Source organism: Acidobacteriota bacterium (assembly GCA_020845575.1).
Taxonomy (GTDB): Bacteria; Acidobacteriota; Vicinamibacteria; order Vicinamibacterales; family Vicinamibacteraceae; genus Luteitalea.
In genome coordinates this window covers 257,268-273,729 of record JADLFL010000012.1, presented here as the reverse complement: position 1 = coordinate 273,729, position 16,462 = coordinate 257,268, and the positions used below count along the sequence as shown (strand labels likewise).

14 protein-coding genes are annotated in these 16,462 nt (G+C 69.7%); 7 read left to right on the top strand and 7 right to left on the bottom strand.

Features of this window, described 5'->3' with window-relative positions; translation table 11 throughout:
* Nucleotides 1-17: 17 nt before the first annotated feature.
* Nucleotides 18-1,853 carry a transketolase gene (locus tag IT182_03385; protein ID MCC6162373.1) on the bottom strand — a complete coding sequence of 612 codons (1,836 nt, stop codon included), beginning with the start codon at nt 1,851-1,853 and terminating at the stop codon, nt 18-20.
* A gap of 55 nt (nt 1,854-1,908) precedes the next feature.
* Nucleotides 1,909-3,324 carry a DUF255 domain-containing protein gene (locus tag IT182_03380; protein ID MCC6162372.1) on the bottom strand — a complete coding sequence of 472 codons (1,416 nt, stop codon included), beginning with the start codon at nt 3,322-3,324 and terminating at the stop codon, nt 1,909-1,911.
* Between the two features lie 20 nt (nt 3,325-3,344).
* On the opposite strand from IT182_03380, the gene IT182_03375 reads away from it, so the two are divergent.
* The 3 genes from IT182_03375 (at nt 3,345) to IT182_03365 (ending at nt 5,968) form a co-directional block, all read left to right on the top strand.
* Nucleotides 3,345-4,361: an NAD-dependent isocitrate dehydrogenase gene (locus tag IT182_03375; protein ID MCC6162371.1), complete on the top strand. Its 1,017-nt coding sequence runs from the start codon at nt 3,345-3,347 to the stop codon at nt 4,359-4,361.
* Between the two features lie 111 nt (nt 4,362-4,472).
* Complete coding sequence (locus IT182_03370; GenBank protein ID MCC6162370.1) at nt 4,473-5,597, top strand: 1-acyl-sn-glycerol-3-phosphate acyltransferase; 1,125 nt, start codon at nt 4,473-4,475, stop codon at nt 5,595-5,597.
* Between the two features lie 95 nt (nt 5,598-5,692).
* Nucleotides 5,693-5,968 (top strand): hypothetical protein, encoded by a 276-nt coding sequence (locus IT182_03365; protein MCC6162369.1) that lies wholly within the window; start codon nt 5,693-5,695, stop codon nt 5,966-5,968.
* Between the two features lie 15 nt (nt 5,969-5,983).
* Here the strand turns inward: IT182_03365 and IT182_03360 are convergent, their stop codons facing one another.
* Nucleotides 5,984-7,117, bottom strand: coding sequence for an ArgE/DapE family deacylase (locus IT182_03360; protein MCC6162368.1), 1,134 nt, complete (start codon nt 7,115-7,117; stop codon nt 5,984-5,986).
* Between the two features lie 88 nt (nt 7,118-7,205).
* Here IT182_03360 and IT182_03355 point away from each other — a divergent pair, with 88 nt between their 5' ends.
* The 3 genes from IT182_03355 (at nt 7,206) to IT182_03345 (ending at nt 11,081) form a co-directional block, all read left to right on the top strand.
* Nucleotides 7,206-7,991: an SDR family NAD(P)-dependent oxidoreductase gene (locus tag IT182_03355; GenBank protein MCC6162367.1), complete on the top strand. Its 786-nt coding sequence runs from the start codon at nt 7,206-7,208 to the stop codon at nt 7,989-7,991.
* Nucleotides 7,988-9,367 carry an HD domain-containing protein gene (locus tag IT182_03350; protein ID MCC6162366.1) on the top strand — a complete coding sequence of 460 codons (1,380 nt, stop codon included), beginning with the start codon at nt 7,988-7,990 and terminating at the stop codon, nt 9,365-9,367. Before IT182_03355 ends, IT182_03350 begins: the two co-directional genes overlap by 4 nt.
* A 133-nt stretch (nt 9,368-9,500) precedes the next feature.
* Nucleotides 9,501-11,081 carry an aminotransferase class V-fold PLP-dependent enzyme gene (locus tag IT182_03345; GenBank protein ID MCC6162365.1) on the top strand — a complete coding sequence of 527 codons (1,581 nt, stop codon included), beginning with the start codon at nt 9,501-9,503 and terminating at the stop codon, nt 11,079-11,081.
* Between the two features lie 60 nt (nt 11,082-11,141).
* Here IT182_03345 and IT182_03340 read toward each other — a convergent pair whose 3' ends face one another.
* Together IT182_03340 and IT182_03335 are read right to left on the bottom strand one after the other, a co-directional pair.
* Nucleotides 11,142-12,101, bottom strand: a complete 960-nt coding sequence (locus IT182_03340) for a threonine/serine dehydratase (protein ID MCC6162364.1) — start codon at nt 12,099-12,101, stop codon at nt 11,142-11,144.
* 3 nt (nt 12,102-12,104) lie between these two features.
* Entirely contained in the window at nt 12,105-13,793 is a 1,689-nt protein-coding gene (locus IT182_03335) for a M20/M25/M40 family metallo-hydrolase (GenBank protein MCC6162363.1), read from the bottom strand.
* A 60-nt stretch (nt 13,794-13,853) separates the two neighbouring features.
* Here IT182_03335 and IT182_03330 point away from each other — a divergent pair, with 60 nt between their 5' ends.
* Nucleotides 13,854-14,498 carry a hypothetical protein gene (locus tag IT182_03330; protein MCC6162362.1) on the top strand — a complete coding sequence of 215 codons (645 nt, stop codon included), beginning with the start codon at nt 13,854-13,856 and terminating at the stop codon, nt 14,496-14,498.
* A gap of 6 nt (nt 14,499-14,504) precedes the next feature.
* Here IT182_03330 and IT182_03325 read toward each other — a convergent pair whose 3' ends face one another.
* Together IT182_03325 and IT182_03320 are read right to left on the bottom strand one after the other, a co-directional pair.
* A complete protein-coding gene (locus IT182_03325; protein MCC6162361.1) occupies nt 14,505-15,434 on the bottom strand; it encodes a dienelactone hydrolase family protein in 930 nt (309 codons plus the stop codon).
* A 41-nt stretch (nt 15,435-15,475) separates the two neighbouring features.
* Complete coding sequence (locus IT182_03320; protein ID MCC6162360.1) at nt 15,476-16,408, bottom strand: NAD-dependent epimerase/dehydratase family protein; 933 nt, start codon at nt 16,406-16,408, stop codon at nt 15,476-15,478.
* Nucleotides 16,409-16,462: the final 54 nt, after the last annotated feature.

Here is a 16,462-nt window from a genome sequence, read left to right as displayed (position 1 = left end):
CGACCGCCGCCCGTGCGTCAGCGCGCGCTGACCAATCGGCGGACGGTTTCCGTCAGCGCGCGCGCCGACAGGCCGTTGATGTCCATGAGCTCCTCTGGCGTCCCGCTGCGCGGCACTCCGGGTACCGCCACGCGATCCACGCGGATGCCATGCGGCGCAACCACCTCGCACACCGCGTCGCCGATGCCGCCTGCCGAGTAGTGATCCTCGACGGTGAGGATGAGGCCCGTCTCGCGTCCCGCGGCGAGCACCGTCTCGGCGTCGACGGGCTTGACCGAGTACAGGTCGATCACGCGCACGCCGATGCCCTCACCGGCCAGCGTCTCTGCGGCACGCAGGGCCTCGAACACCGTGACGCCAGCGGTGGCGATCGTGATGACGTCGGACGCCGACGACAGCAGCACCTTCGATCCACCCACCGCGAACACGTCGTCGTTGCCGTAGATGACCGGCGTCTTCGGGCGGCTGGTGCGCAGGTACGCCATGCCGGGATGCGCGGCGGCGGCCGCCATCAGACGCTCGGTGCTCACCGCGTCGCACGGATAGAGCACCGCGCAGCCGGGCACGCCTCGGAACATCGCGAGATCCTCGAGCGCCATCTGCGACGGGCCGTCCTCACCGATCGACACGCCGCAGTGGCTGCCGGCGAACTTGGCCGGCACCTGGCTCACACCGGCCATGCGGATGAAGTCGGAGGCACGCGTGAGGAACGCCGCGAACGTCGCGGCGAACGGAATCGCCCCGCGTGCCGCCAGACCCATCGCCATGCCTACCATCACCTGCTCGGCGATGAACGACTGATAGAAGCGCTCGGGGAACGCCTTCTCGAAGCGGTCGCTGAACGTGGAGTTCTTCACGTCTGCGTCGAGCGCCACGATGCGCGCATCGGCCGCGCCGAGTTTCGCGAGCGCGGTGCCGAACGCCTCGCGCGTCGCCACCAGATCGCCCATGGCGTAGGCCGGTGGCGCGATCGGCCCTGACGATGCCGGATCGGGCCTGGTGATGACGCCGGACGGCTTCGGGATGACGACGGGATCGGCGCCGGACTCCGGCGCCAACTGGGCTTCGAGTTCGGCGACAGCGGCGTCGGCTTCCGCCGGCTTCAGTGCCTTGCCGTGCCAGCCGTCCTTGCCCTCCATGATCGACACGCCCTTGCCTTTGAGCGTGACCGCCACGAGCACCGTCGGCTTGCCGCTCGTGCGTCGGGCCTCGGCAAACGCCGCCTGAATCGCCGCGATGTCGTGTCCGTCGACGATGATGGCGTGCCAGCCGAAGGCGCGCCACCGCGCGGCGACGTTCTCGGCGTCGTGGCCGAACTGCGTCCCCCGACTCTGGCCGAGTCCGTTGAGGTCGATGATGGCGCAGAGTGAATCCACGGCGTGGAACTGCCCGCTCTGCGCGGCTTCCCACACCGACCCCTCCGCCATCTCGCCATCGCCGAGCATCACGTACGTGCGATAGTCGCTGCCGATCCGGCGCGCGTTGAGCGCGGAGCCGACACCCGCCGCGAGGCCCTGCCCGAGCGAGCCGGTCGCCAGATCCACCCACGGCAGTCGAGGCGTGGGGTGCCCTTCGAGGTCGCTGGTCAGTTCGCGCAGCGTCAGCGTCGACGCACGCGGCACGATGCCGACTTCAGCCCACGCGGCGTACAACACCGGGGCGGCGTGGCCCTTCGACAGGACGAAGCGATCGTTGTCGGGACGCGCGGCGTCGGCGGGGTCGTAGCGCATCTCGCCGCAGAAAAGAACGGCAACGATGTCAGCGGCGGAGCAGCACGTACTGGGGTGACCGCTGCCGGCCTTCGTGGTGCTCCGCACGGAGTCGATCCGCAGGCGAGTGGCGACGTTGTGCAGGGCGGCTGTGGCGGGTGCAACTGACGGTGACACAAGGACCTCCGGGTCGCGTAGTCTACCACGCGGCAGTGATGGCGCCGGCCGGTGCCAGGGCTTCCCACGCAAGCCCGACAGGCGCGCCGAACACGCCCGCCAACGCCGCGTCGGCGCTCACGCCACGCAGGAGGCGACGCGCATCCGCCCGTGCCTGGTCATCGTCAGGGAACAGTCGCAGAAGGAGGCGTGCGGCCTCGGCGTTGCCCGTCAGTGGATGGTGCGGCTCGGCGAGACGGCCGACCTGCCCGGCACCCGCCAGCGCCGCCACGCGGTCCACGAGTGCGCCCGACGTCCCCTGCAGACGCACCAGCGTCGTGCGTGCGATCTCCTCCGCGAGATCGCGATACACGTCGTTGTCGCGCCACGCGTCGCCGTCGAGCAGCGCATGCCCGAGCAGCATCGCATCATCCAGCAGCATCGGGCCGCGCGCCCGCCCGCCTTCGAGCACGTGCGCCACGCCTGCCGCGCGCGCGTACGCGGCCGAGGCGAGCACGTCGACCGAGTCGATGGCCTCGCGAACCAACTCGTGGCGTTCGAGGACTTCACCGGCGGCGATGAGCGCACGACAGGCGCGCGCCGATGCGTCGACCAACACCGGACCGTTCGCACCGAGCCACGGCTGCCAGTGCCCATCGTCGCGGCGGAAGGCACGAAGGCCTCGCACGAGCGATTCCAGGCCATCGATCCACTCCTGCACGGGGTGCATCCGCACGGCGCGCGCAAGCACGCGCGTCCACTCGGCCTGATCCTCCAGTCGCGCAACTGCCGGCCAGTCGCCGTCGGCGGGCACGCACGCGAGCACACCGCGCGTGTGCGGGTAGGGTCGACCCTCCGGGCCCGACCGCACGTCGTCGAGCGCGTCGATCGCCGCCGCTGAACGACGCGCCCACGCATCGTCCTGCGCGACGGCCGCGCGCGCGAGCGCGAAGAGCGCGACGCCTGCCAACGGCGCACTGCCAGGTGTCGGCTCGACGGTCCGCGTCTCGTCGCCGGCAGCCACGGCCTCCGCGATGCGGGCAGTCAACGCCACGTCGTCGATCGGCAGGATCTCGTCGATGAGCGCCGGTGCCGTCTCGCGTGCGTGAGGCGTGCGCGCGAAGGAGTCGGCGACGGCCCTGATGCGCGCGGCAAGCGACGCGTCGGGGTGCGTACCTCCCGTGAGGATGTGGCCGTCCGGCGTGAGGATCAGGAGCGACGGCCAGTGGCCGAGGCCGTACCTGTCGGCGATGTCTGGCCGGCGATCGGCGTCCACGCGCACGGCCACCATGGTGTCGGCGACCGCCTGCACGACCTCGTGGTGCGACAGCACATCGGCTCTGACGCGAGCGCAGGCAGGCGACCAGGCTGTCTCGAGGAGCAGCAGGACGGGCCTCCGGCGGCGCTGTGCGTCGAGGAAGGCGGCTGTGTGCCACGGGTGCCAGTCCACGTCGGGCACGGTTCTATAATGACCTCCGCATGGCTCATCGCGTCACGCTCATTCCCGGAGACGGTATCGGCCCAGAGGTCAGCGCGGCTGTCGTGCGCATCATCGCGGCGGCAGGCGTCGACATCGAATGGGAGGAGCACCACGCCGGTGTGACGGCCGTGGCGCAAACGGGCAGCACGCTGCCGCAGTCGCTCCTCGACTCGGTGATCGCCAACAAGGTCGCGTTGAAGGGCCCCGTGACGACGCCGGTCGGCGAAGGCTTCACGAGCGTGAACGTCGGCCTGCGGAAGGCCCTCGATCTCTACGCCAACCTCAGGCCCGTGACCAACCTCCCCGGCGTCCCGTCACGCTTCCAGGGTGTGGACATGGTCATCGTCCGCGAGAACACGGAAGACCTGTACGCCGGCCTCGAGAACGAGATCGTGCCGGGCGTGGTGGCGGGGTTGAAGGTGATCACCGCGACGGCGAGCGAGCGCATCGCGCGGTTCGCGTTCGAGTACGCGGGGCAGAACGGCCGCCGCAAGGTGACGTCGATCCACAAGGCCAACATCATGAAGCAGGCCGACGGCCTGTTCCTGCGGTCGGCACGCGCGGTGGCCAAGGAGTTTCCGGGCGTGCAGTACGACGAGAAGATCGTCGACAACGCCTGCATGCAGCTCGTGATGCGGCCCGAACAGTTCGACATCCTGCTGCTGCCGAATCTGTACGGCGACATCGTGTCCGACCTGGCGGCTGGCCTTGTCGGCGGCCTGGGTGTGGTGCCGGGTGCGAACCTCGGCAAGCACGCCGCGGTGTTCGAAGCCGTGCACGGCAGTGCACCCGACATCGCCGGTCAGGACAAGGCGAATCCGACAGCGCTGTTGCTGTCGGGGCTGATGTTGTTGCGCCACATCGGCGAGCGGTCGTCGGCCGACGTGATCTTCGGCGCCGTGAGCCGCGTTCTCGCCGCAGGCACCACGCTGACAGGCGACCTCGGCGGCACCGCGTCGACGACGGCGTTCACCGACGCCGTGATTCGCGAGATTCAGAGCACACGAAACGCCTGAAGGTGCGGGTCCTGTCCCCGGACAGCCCCACCCGCGCCCGGCGGACCTCTTGATATCTCCTTGTGACCCGTTGCCGGTTGCCGGTACCTCCCCCTGCTACACTCCTGTGTCGTGATTGGCGACGATCTGCGGCAAGCCGTACTGGCGCGTGAGGACGTGCGGCGGCTGTATCAGCCGCCCGATGGCGATCCCGCGGCCCTGGCACGCATCGAGGGCTACCTGGAAGAGCTGCGCGCGAGGCAGCGGCACTCGATCTACCGCGCCCTCAAGCACCCGCTCTATCCGATCCTGCGCAAGGTCGAGCGCAAGCCGGAGGGCCTGTCCAACGTCTACGGCGCGCTCGACAAGGGCCGCGTCGTCTACGTGTCGAACCACAAGAGCCACCTCGACTACCTCATCGAGCCGCTCATCCTCGAAGACCATCAGATCCGGCCGCCGATCATCGCGGCGGGCATCAACCTGTTCGGCGGTGCGCTCGGGCTGCTGCACAAGCACGTCACCGGCGCGATCCCGATCCGCCGTGGCGCGCGCGACGCCGCGTACCTGGTGACGTTGAAGGCCTTCGTCGCCGAACTCCTCGAAACACAGGACCTGTTCTTCTATCCGGAGGGCGGGCGCAGCTACAGCGGCGAGTTGAAGAGCGCCAAGACGGGCCTGTTCAACGCCGTCGTGCTGGCGGAAGTGCCGGTACTCAGCATCGTGCCGGTGGCGATCGCGTACGACCTGGTGCTCGAAGACCGGATCCTCGCGCCGCAGCTCACCAAGGGCCGCCAGCGCCCGTTCACGCGCGAACTCGCGGAGATGGTCGGCACGGCGGTGGGATACCAGTCGCGCGCGTTCGTGACGTTCGGCACGCCCGTGACGCTGGCGCGTGGCGAAACGCGATCGCGCCGCGACGTGATGGGGCTCGCACAGCAGGTGCTCGGCTCCATCGGCCGCCTGCACAAGGTGCTGCCGACGGCCCTGGTGGCCGCCGCGATGCGGCCGTCCATGCCGCGCACCGACCTGGTCTCCGCTGTCGCCGCCCTCATCGATCGCCTCGGCGCCGACGGTGCCAACCTCGAGACGACGGATGCACGCCTGGCTGTCACGCAGGGACTCGCGCTGCTCGAGGAGCGCGGCGTGCTGCAGCAGGAGGGGACCGTGGTGCGCGTGCGCGATCGTTTCGTGCTGCGCTACTACGGCCGGCAGCTGAAGCACCTGCTCGAGCCGAAGCCCACGGCGCCGAGTTCCTGAATTGCAGTAGCTGTTCGCCATCTCGCTCCCGGCCGTTGACATACACGAGGGGCGCACTGCACTGATGTGCGGGGCGTCAGGGAGGAGACGCACTCATGGCCAGTGGATTCCATCCCACGGCGTTCACCACCACATTCCCGGCTCTACAGGCCCGACAACGACCGTTCGCCGAACAACTGGCACGCATCGGCGAGTGGCTGCAGCAGGCCATCTGTGGCATGCAGGGACACGACCGCTATCTGCACGTCGAAGGGTCGCGCGTCACGCTGCGCTGCGTGTCGTGCCGGCACGATTCGCCGGGATGGGACACGGGCGGCCGCGCCTACCAGCGCACCTGCGCGGGTGATCCACGCCGGCACCGCCTGCGCTGATACGTCAGCGACCGCTCACCCGAGGAACTGCCTGGCGAGGGCGGCAAGCGTGTACGCGCACTCGTCGACGCTCGACAGGTCGACGTACTCCACCGCACTGTGGAGTCCCGCGCCGCGCGGACCGAAGATCACTGTCGGAATGCCCGCATTGCCAAGAATCGCCGCGTCGGTCCAGTAGCTCATGCCGGTGAGGCGTGCTTCGAGGCCGCGCGCACGCGCCGCCACCACGAGTTGCTGCGGCAGTTCCGCCGACGGGTCGAGGTCGTACGCCGGCCGATCCACGACGAGACGCGCGTCGGCGCGGAACGCGGCGTCGTTGCGGCGCAGCACGGCAAGCATCTGCTCCACTTCGTGCAGCGCACGCGCACCGTCTTCGCCCGGCAGCGTGCGCCGTTCCATCGACAGACGACACTCGGCCGGATACACGCTCGCTTCGGTGCCGCCGGCGATCGTCGACGCGTGCAGCGATCCGCTGCCGAGCAGCGGATGCGTCGGACGCGCGCGCAGTTCCTGATCGAACCGCTCAAGGACGCCGAGCACGCGCCCCATCGCGAGAATCGCATCGCGCCCGTCTTCGGGCCGGCTGCCGTGCGCGGCCTTGCCATGCGTCACGATCTCGAGCCACGCGAAGCCCTTGTGCGCGGTCGCCACCGTGAGATCCGTCGGCTCGGTGATCACCGCGGCGTCAGCGCGCCAGTCGCGCACCAGGGCCTCCGCGCCGAGACTCGCGAACTCCTCGTCCACCACGCCGGCGACGAGCACCCGGCCCTTCGCCAGGCCTTCGGCGGCAAGCAGACGCGCCGCGCCCACGCAGGCGGCCAGCCCGCCCTTCATGTCCTGCGTGCCGCGTCCGTAGAGACGGCCGTCGCGTTCGACGGGCGTGAACGGATCGTCCATGCCTTCGACACCAACGGTATCGAGGTGCCCGCACAGCAGCAGCGTCGGCCCCGGCTGCGTGCCGTCGAGTACGCCGACGACGTTGGGGCGGCCAGGCACCACCTCGCTCACCGTGACGTCGAGACCACTCTCGCGCAGGCAGGTTGCCAGACACTCCGCGGCGTCGGCCTCACCCGGCGCGCCCGGCACGAGCAGGGGATTGATCGAGTTGATGGCGACCAGATCGCGGAGCAACCGCTGCGTGCGTTCCATGTCAGCGCACCTCTCGCGCGGCGGCCGCGGGCATGCGTCCGGCTGTCATGGGTGCCGAGGATAGCACCCGCGCTGCTACGATGCCGGGATGGGCGATCGGCGAACGGCCGTCATCACGGGAGCCTCGTCTGGCATCGGCCAGGCGTGCGCCGAAGCGTTCGCGCGCGAGGGCCTGCACGTCGTGCTGGCCGCACGCCGGCTCGACAGGCTCGAACATGTCGCGGCGACGATCGTCGGCGCGGGCGGCGCGGCAACGCCAGTAGCCTGTGACGTCACCGACCCCGCACAGGTCGATCGCGCGATGGACACCGCCATCGCCGCGACGGGACGGATCGACGTCATGGTGTGCAACGCGGGGCTCGGCTACAACGGGCGGCTCGACGAGACGGACGCCGACGCCATGCGCCGGTTGATGGACGTCAACTACTTCGGCACCTTCCACGCTGCGCGCGCCGCCTGTCGTCACTTCCGCTTGCAGCGTCACGGCCACATCTTCATCGTGTCGTCGATCGTCGGCCGCAAGGGCGTGCCGCGCATGGGTGCCTACGCCGCGACGAAGTTCGCGCAGGCGGGCCTCGGCGAATCCGTGCGCGCCGAACTCGCGGGGACCGGCATCCACGTCACGCTCGTGTATCCGATCAGCACCGAAACGGAGTTCCGCAGCGCCATCGCACAGGAATGGGGCATGGATGTCTCGGGCTCCGGCCCTCGCCAATCACCTGAACACGTCGCGACAACGATGGTGCGTGCGTTGCGACGCCCAAGGGCCGACGTGTATCCGATGGCGCTGACGCGGCTCATCCCCGCGGCGTCGGCACTGTTGCCGGGCCTTGCCGACTGGGTGTCGGCCAGGTTCAGCCGGACGCCGCGATGACCAGCGCCACGCCGGGGCAGGATCTCGCGCTCGTCCATGCGATCGCCACGGCCGTGCGCGCACGCGGCGGACGCGCGCTCGTCGTCGGTGGCTACGTCAGGGACGCGCTGCTGGGACACCCGAGCAAGGACATCGACATCGAGGTGTTCGGCATTCCCGCCGACGACCTGCGCGCGCTGCTCGCGCAGTGGGGGCCGGTGAATACCGTCGGCGAGAGCTTCACGGTCTTCAAGGTGCAGGGGCTCGACGTGTCGTTGCCCCGCCGTGAGTCGAAGGTGGGTCGCGGGCACAAGGGTTTCGCCGTGTTCGGCGATCCGTGGCTGTCGTTTGACGAGGCCGCCAGCCGCCGTGACTTCACGATGAACGCGATCGGCTGGGATCCGCTCACCGACGCGTACCTCGACCCGCACGGCGGCCGCGCCGATCTCGACGCTCGCCTGCTCCGCATGGTCGACGCACGGACGTTCGGCGACGACAGCCTCCGCGTGCTGCGTGCGCTGCAGTTCGCCGCGCGCTTCGCCTGCCGGCTCGACGAGGCGACGGCGCGCGTCTGCCGCGAGACGCCGCTCGACGACCTGCCCGCCGAGCGCATCTGGGGCGAGGTGGAGAAACTGCTGCTTCGCGCCCATCGCCCGTCCATCGGCCTGCACCTCGGACGCGATCTCGGCGTCGTGGCGCGCCTGTGGCCCACGCTCGACGCGCTGGCGGCGTGCCCGCAGGATGCCGAGTGGCATCCCGAAGGCGACGTGTGGACGCACACCACGATGGTGGTGGACGAGGCGGCAACGCGGAAGCGCGACTTTACGTATCCGGAGCAGGTGGCGCTGATGCTCGGCGCGCTCCTGCACGACATCGGCAAGCCGCTCGTCACCGCCGAAGTTGACGGCCGCATCAAGTCGCCCGGCCACGAGGGCGCCGGCGTACCGCTCGCCACGGCCATCCTGGATGCGCTGCAGGTCCACACGCTCGACGGCTACCCGGTGCGCAATCAGGTGCTCGCGCTCGTCGCGTGGCACATGCTGCCCGGGTCGTGGTGGAAGGCCGCCGCGCCTGTCTCCGATGGGGCGTTCCGTCGCCTGGCCCGCAAGGTCGACATGGTGTTGCTGGCGCGCCTCTCCGACGCGGACTGCAACGGCCGCGGCGGCACGTTCGACTGCTCGTTCGGGCAGTGGTTCCTCGATCGCGTCTCGGCGCTCGGTGTCGAGCATTCGGCCCCACCACCGCTGCTCCTCGGTCGGCACCTGATGGCGCTCGGCGTCCCGCCTGGACCGTCGATGGGTGACGTGCTGCGCGCCGTGTACGACCAGCAGCTCGATGGTGCGGTCACCACGCTCGACGAGGCGATCGTCGCGGCGCGGGCATTGATTCAGCGCTGACTGGGTCACCGGACGCGCATGTCCGGATGCAGTGCAGTAGCATAGGGCCACCATGCATGACGATCTCCTTCCCGACCTGCCGCAGGAGGGTGTCACGCGGCGCGATCTGTTCCGCCTCGCTCCCGCGCTGGCGATGCCGACGATGCTCGGCGCCGCCGCCACGCACGCCGCCGCTGCGGCCGCAGGGCCGCTGAAGCCAGGGCCGGAGATCTATCAGTCGATCGGCGTCGAGCCGGTCATCAACTGTCGCGGCACGTTCACGATCATCGGCGGCTCCGTCGAACTGCCCGAAGTGCGCGCCGCGATGGATGCCGCGACGCGCTACTACGCGCAGATCGACGAACTGGCCGCCGCCGTCGGACAGCGGCTCGCCGAGCTCACGGGCGCAGAGTGGGGCATGGTGTCGTCTGGCTGCGCGGCGGGTCTCAAGCATGTCACCGCCGCGTGCGTCACCGGCGGCAACCCCGAACGCCTCGTGCGCATTCCCGACCTCACGGGCTTCGACAAGACGGAAGTCGTCTGCCCGCGCTACTCGCGCAACGTGTACGACGCCGCCGTGCGCAACGTCGGCGTGACGATGATCACCGTCGATTCGCTCGAGGAGCTCGAACGCGCGCTCGGTCCGCGGACCGCGATGATCTACCTGCTCGCGGGGAACGAGACCATGTCTGGTCCGTTCTCGCTCGAGAACATCGCGAAGGTCGCGAAGCCGAAGAAGGTACCCATCCTGATCGACGCCGCGGCCGAAGGCCTCACCTTCCCCAACGTGCACCTCCAGCAGGGCGCGACAATCGTCGCCTACAGCGGCGGCAAGGCGCTGCGCGGACCGCAGTGCGCGGGTCTGCTGCTCGGCGACAAGGCGCTGCTGCAGTCGGCGTGGCAGGCGAGCGCCCCGCACCATGGTCCTGGGCGCGACAACAAGGTGGGCCGCGAGGAGACGCTCGGCATGCTGGCCGCCGTCGAGGCGTGGGTCACGCGCGATCACGCCGCCGAGTGGAAGACGTGGCTCGGCTGGCTCGACACGATCGCGAAGCGTGTGGGCACGGTGCCCGGCGTCACGACCACCGTGCGCGAGCCGCAGGGACTGTCCAATCGCACGCCGTCGCTCGTCATCTCGTGGAACCCCGACGCTCTCAACATCACGGGCGAGGATGCCGCCGACTATCTCTCGAAGAACAAGCCCAGGATTGCCGTCGGTGCGGGCGGAGGCGGTCGGGGCGCCGCGGCAGCCGGGACAACGTCGATCTCCGTGGCGGCGTGGATGATGCAGCCGGGCGACGACAAGATCGTGGCCGATCGCATCCATGCACTGCTGTCTGCCACGCGTCCGCCCCGATCGACGGCAATGGCAGCGCCGTCGATCGACGTGAGCGGACGCTGGGACGTGGAGGTTGCGTTTGCCAGCAGCCAGGGTCGCCACACGCTCTCGTTGGAGCAGAAGGACGGCTGGCTGCAGGGCACGCATCAGGGCGAGTTCAGCACGCGCGACATCGCGGGCATGGTCGAGGGCGACGAGGTCGTGGTCCGGAGCGTCGAGCGTCGGCCGGGGAGCTCCGTGACGTTCACGTTCTCGGGCAAGGCCACCGGCGACACGATGTCTGGCAACGTGCACATGGGCGAGTACCTCACCGCCACGTTCACCGCAAGGCGCCACGCATACACCGCGCCACGCATGCGCATCCGCGTCCCGCAGGGCCCGCCGCTTGCTACCTAGTCCGGCAACCGGCAGTGGGCAACCGGCAACCGGTCGGTTTTCAGATGGAGGCCAGGGGTTTCAGCCCCTGGCACTCGACGCAATCAGGGTCGCGAGTTCCGCGAGACCGACGTTGCCGCCGCTGAGCACGGCGACCACGGGACCGTCGGCGCGCCAGGCGTCGAGGCGCGGCAACGCACCCGCGACCGACGCCGCGCCGCTCGGCTCGATCGCGATGCGCGCGCTCTCCCACAACACGCGCGCCGCATCGACGATCGCATCGTCGGACACGGTCACCACATCGTCGACCAACGCCTGCACGTGCGCGAAGTTGATCGTGCCGGGCCTGACCGCCATCAATCCGTCGGCCACGCTCTTCACCGATGCCAACGTCACGGGCACGCCTGCCGCGAGCGACTGCGACATCTTCGGCGCGCCTTCGGGCTCGACGCCGATCACGCGAATCGACGGATCCGACAACTTGATGGCCGCCGCGACGCCGGAGATGAGCCCGCCGCCACCGACGGGCACCACAACGGTCCGCACGGCCGGCACCTGTTCGAGCAACTCGAGTCCGGCCGTTCCCTGACCTTCGACGATCGGCAGGCTGTCGAACGGCGGCACCACGAGCAGGCCGCGCTCTGCCGCCAGCGCTTCAGCGCGCTCCTGCCTGTGGACTGTCGTCGTGCCCGCGAACACCACCTCGGCGCCCCAGCGGCGCGCGCCGTCCACCTTCACGGCCGGTGCCGTCTCGGGCATCACGATCACCGCCGGGATGCCGAATCGCTGCGCCGCGTACGCCACGGCCTGGCCGTGATTGCCCGACGAGTACGTGATGACGCCGGCCGCGCGCGCGTCAGCGTCGAGCTGCGCGAGATAGTTGTATGCGCCGCGAATCTTGAATGCGCCGATGGGCTGCATCTGTTCGCACTTCACGTGCAGGCCCTCGACGATCGGCGCGAGATCGACGACAGGCGTCCGTCGCGCGATGCGGTCGATGCGTACCGCGGCGGCGCGAATCCCCGCGAGTGTGGCGAGCATGGGCTACTTCCCGTCCTTCGCGCGGATGCGTGCGAACTGGTCGCCGCTCTTGTACGCCGGCATCACGGGCAGTGCGGCGATGCGCCACCCGAGCTCCGCCATCAGACGCGTGTCTTCGACGGCACCGGTCCAGTCCCAGTCCGGCGAGATTTCGTCGGAGGGCTGGTGGTAGTGCGTCGCGTTGTACGCGTCGGACATGGCGCGCGCCTGCTCGGCGCGCGGGCCACGGAAGCCCGACGCATCGCCAAGCGTCAGCGAGAACGCCGGCACGCCCGCCTTCACGAACGGGAAGTGATCGGACCTGAAGAAGTAGCCGCGCTCGGGATGCTCGTCGGTGCCGGGCGTGCGGTTCTGCGCGCGCGCCACTTCCTCCACCAGTTCCGCGGCGTCCGTCCTGTCCGCGCCGAGCATCACGAACGAGGCCGACGACCCGTACACGTTCATGCTGTCCATGTTCAGGTTGGCGGCGATGCGATCCACGGGAAACGGCGAGTGCTGCACGAAGTACTCGGATCCGAGCAGGCCACGCTCCTCTGCCGTCGTGGCGAGGAAATAGACGGTGCGGCCCGGTGCGTACGGCGACGTGGCGTACGCGCGCGCGAGTTCGAGCAGCGCGCCGACGCCAGACGCGTTGTCGCGCGCGCCGTTCCAGATGCCGTCCGACCCATCGGTGGTCTCGCGCCGGCCCATGTGGTCGTAGTGCGACGAGAACACGATGGCCTCCTCGGCGTTGCGCCCCGGCAGCTTCGCAACGACGTTGGGCGACGTCTTGCGCGTGGTGGCCTGCGTCACGCGCAAGGAGACGGTGACGCCAAGCGGCGTGGCCTTCGCGCCGCGCGTGAGTGCGCGCTCCCGCAGCGCATCGAGGTCCTGTCCACCGAGCGCGGCCAGATCGACGGCCGCGTCGTTGGTGAGCCATGACTTCAGCCGCAGCACGGGCTCGCCGTCGGCAGTGGGCAGGAACACCTGCTCGCCGATCGTCGTCGAGAGCACCACGCCGAAGGGATACGTGGCCGAGGCCTCCGTGTGGATGAGGATCACGCCGGCCGCGCCCTGCCGCAGCGCTTCCTCGAACTTGTACGTCCAGCGCCCGTAGTACGTGAGCGCCTTGCCGGCGAACAGGTCTGGTTCCGCGTTGGTCGCGGGCGGATCGTTGACCATCGCCATGACGACCTTCCCCGTCACGTCCGCACCGTCGTAGTCGTTCCAGTCGTACTCGGGCGCGACGATGCCGTGGCCCACGAAGACCACCTCCGCATCGAGCGCGACCGATGGCGCGTCGACGGACGCGATGAGCGACAGGTCCCTGCCCATCGTGAACGCGCGCCGTCCCTTCGAACCACGCGCGCTCATCGTCGTACGCTCGCGCGAAACTGTCGCCTCGACGATGGGGACGGGTTGGTAGAACGTGCCGTCGGCCGCGCCTGGCTCGAGACCGAGCAGCGCGAACTGCGTGGCCACGTAGCGCGCCGCGAGATCGCCGCCGCGCGCACCCGGCGCGCGCCCTTCCAGCAGATCGTCGGCGAGGAACGCGGCGTGTGCTTCGAGACGCGCGGCGTCGATCGATTCGAGGTCGGGCCCCGGCGGTGCCACGTGCGACGTCGGCGTCGAGCACGCGGCCATCGACACGGCGGCGGTGACGAGCAGGGCACGAGCGGAGCGCGACGCGAACGCACGCTGGGAACTGGACATGCGGCAGATTGTACCCGGGCGCACGGCCACTCCCCGCCTCTCCCGCCTATACTGCTTGCGATGCGCTCCGTGACCCGCTCGCTGTTACTCGTCAGCGTCTGCTTACTGGCTTCGCCCGTCGGGGCGTGGGCCCAGGCGCCCGAACCGCCGGGGCCGTTCGCAATCGACGTGCGCGGGGCGTTCACCAGCGTCGGCCGCTCGGAGGAACTGGCGGCACCGCGCGGCCTCCTCGCGGAGGAGCTTCCCAAGCGCGTGCTCGGCTTCGACGCCGGCGCGCACGTCTATCCCGTGCGCGGGAAGGTGACGCTGGGGGTGGGCGCATCGCTGCTGATGATCGGTGGCACGCAGGCGCCTGGCGCCGACGCGTCGACCGTCGTCACGACAACGGAAGGCGAATACCGCGTGCGCGGCATCGTGCCGCAGGTATCGCTGAACTTCGGCAGCAGCCGCGGATGGAGCTACCTTGGCGGCGGCGTGGGGCTCTCGCAGATCAGGGCAGGGCGCGCCGAATCCGCGCTGACGTACGGCCCGCAGACGCTGACGCTCAACGTCGGCGGTGGTGCCCGCTGGTTCATCGGCGAGCACGTCGCCTTCACGTTCGACGGCCGCTATTACCGCATCGGTGCCCAGCCGCTCGAAGGCGACTACATCGGCAACCCCGTCGTGACGATGTTCGTCCTCAGCGCCGGCCTCAGCTTCAAGTAGCCACCGTTACAGATACTTCTTGAAGAACGCCAGCATCGTCGGCCACGCCTCCTGCGTGGCCTTCAGGTTGGCGCCATTCTGGCCCGACTGCGCGCGCAGGAAGCCGTGGCCGGCGCCCGCGTAGATGTGCGTGTCGAACACCTTCTTCAGGCGCCCCATCTCGGCCTTCGCCGGATCGATCGTCGCATTCACGCGCGCGTCGTTCTCGCCGTAGAGGCCGAGCACGGCAGCTTTCGTTGACGCGAGCGTGCCGAGGTCCGACGGCGACCCGCCGTAGAACACGACGGCAGCGTCGAGGCCGGGCTGCCTGGTGGCGTACATGAAGCTGGTGGACCCGCCCCAGCAGTAGCCGACCGTCGCCGACTTCCCATTCGCGGCAGGCAGCTTCACGCCGTAGTCACGCACCGCATTCAGCCTGGCCACGACCTCGTCTGGCGTCAGCCCACGCACGCCCGCCACCACGTCGTCGCGCGACGCGAAGGCCTCGGTGCCACCGCCGTTGGGCCCCTTGCCCGTGAGGAGATCCGGCGCGATCGCGATGTAGCCGTCTGCCGCGAGCTGATCGGCCACCGATCGGATCCAGTCGGACAACCCGAAAATCTCGTGGATCACAATGACGACGGGCGCCTTGTCCTTGCGCTCCGGATACGACACCCACGCACGCAGCGGACTGCCGCCGGCGAGGGCGATGTCGGCGTACTCTCCGTGGCGCGGGGACGAATTCAGGCGCGCCTTCGCGCCGTCCTCGCCCGGCGGCAGGTTCGCGGCCGCAGGCGCGGCCTGATGCCCTGCGTGGCTCGCGGCCTCCATGGCGTGCTCCGCGTGCGGATCCGTGGCGGCGGCATGCGTGGCCGAGAATGCGGTCTGCGCCGACGCATCCTGCGCGGGAAAAACGAGGGCTGCGGTGAGCAGCCCGACACCGGCTGTCAGTTTCATGGCCACGGCTCCTTACGGGCACCCACCAGGGGCGCCCCTGCCTACGAATCCTGCTGTTCCTGTTGTTGTCTCGCCCGTCCCCGGCGCAATTCCTCGAACAGGCGCGGGATGTTCCCCGATACGGAACGGAGCGACGGATTCCATCCGAGCGCATGCGCACGAGGGCTGCGAATGCGCTGATCGAGCGCCAGCGCGTCGGCGTACGGTCCCATCTTCGCGCGCGCTTCGGCCAGCGGCACGAACCTGATGTCGGGCGGATGCGGCCGATGTTCGACGATCGCCTCGGCAATCGTGCGCACCTGCTCGTCCGCACCGTCAGTGGCGTGGAAGACGCCACGCCCCTCGTCACTCACGAGCACCCGTGCGTAGAGATCCGCCAGGTCGCGGTCGTACACGAGCGGCCAGTGGTTCTCGCCGGAGCCGACGATACGCATGAGGCCGTTCTCGGCAGACGCCAGCAGGTCGGAGACGATACCGTGCGCGCCGCCGTACACGATGCCGGGACGGATGACCGCCGCGCGCAATGTGTCTGACGCCGTATCGAGGACGAGTTGCTCGTGAGCCGGTCGCCACGCGACCAGGTCAGTCGGATGCAGGGGGGCCGTCTCGTCGACGGGTTCCGGCGAGGATCCGAGCACCCAGATGCCCGACGTATAGATGAAGGACGCCGGTCCACGCTCTCCCGCCGCGCGGGCCAGGTCGACGAGCGTGTCGAGCGCAATCCGATCGATCTCGACGCCCTTGGGCGACTGCTCGAACGCCGCGTGCACGAAACCCGTGCACGTGGACGCCTGCTGACGCCACGTGGACGGGTTGCCCAGCGTGCCGACGGCCGACTCCACGCCGCGGTCGGCCAGACGCCGAGCCTTTGCCTGGTGCCGTACCAGCGCGACGACCTCGTGGGACGCGCGCTGCAGGGCATCGACCACCGCCGACCCGATGTAGCCGGTAGCCCCGGTCACGAACACTCGCATCAGTGCTGTCGCCTTCCTCGTCCCCGGCCGGCCATGCCCGCCGGGGAGGCCATT

What these genes read in the sequence shown, in the direction of transcription:
- IT182_03375 (MCC6162371.1), top strand. Translation starts at nt 3,345, where the DNA reads ATGGCTCATCGCGTCACGCTCATTCCCGGAGACGGTATCGGCCCAGAG.
- IT182_03365 (MCC6162369.1), top strand. Translation starts at nt 5,693, where the DNA reads ATGGCCAGTGGATTCCATCCCACGGCGTTCACCACCACATTCCCGGCT.
- IT182_03360 (MCC6162368.1), bottom strand. Translation starts at nt 7,117, where the DNA reads ATGGAACGCACGCAGCGGTTGCTCCGCGATCTGGTCGCCATCAACTCG.
- IT182_03355 (MCC6162367.1), top strand. Translation starts at nt 7,206, where the DNA reads ATGGGCGATCGGCGAACGGCCGTCATCACGGGAGCCTCGTCTGGCATC.
- IT182_03350 (MCC6162366.1), top strand. Translation starts at nt 7,988, where the DNA reads ATGACCAGCGCCACGCCGGGGCAGGATCTCGCGCTCGTCCATGCGATC.
- IT182_03345 (MCC6162365.1), top strand. Translation starts at nt 9,501, where the DNA reads ATGCCGACGATGCTCGGCGCCGCCGCCACGCACGCCGCCGCTGCGGCC.
- IT182_03340 (MCC6162364.1), bottom strand. Translation starts at nt 12,101, where the DNA reads ATGCTCGCCACACTCGCGGGGATTCGCGCCGCCGCGGTACGCATCGAC.
- IT182_03335 (MCC6162363.1), bottom strand. Translation starts at nt 13,793, where the DNA reads ATGTCCAGTTCCCAGCGTGCGTTCGCGTCGCGCTCCGCTCGTGCCCTG.
- IT182_03330 (MCC6162362.1), top strand. Translation starts at nt 13,854, where the DNA reads ATGCGCTCCGTGACCCGCTCGCTGTTACTCGTCAGCGTCTGCTTACTG.
- IT182_03325 (MCC6162361.1), bottom strand. Translation starts at nt 15,434, where the DNA reads ATGAAACTGACAGCCGGTGTCGGGCTGCTCACCGCAGCCCTCGTTTTT.
- IT182_03320 (MCC6162360.1), bottom strand. Translation starts at nt 16,408, where the DNA reads ATGCGAGTGTTCGTGACCGGGGCTACCGGCTACATCGGGTCGGCGGTG.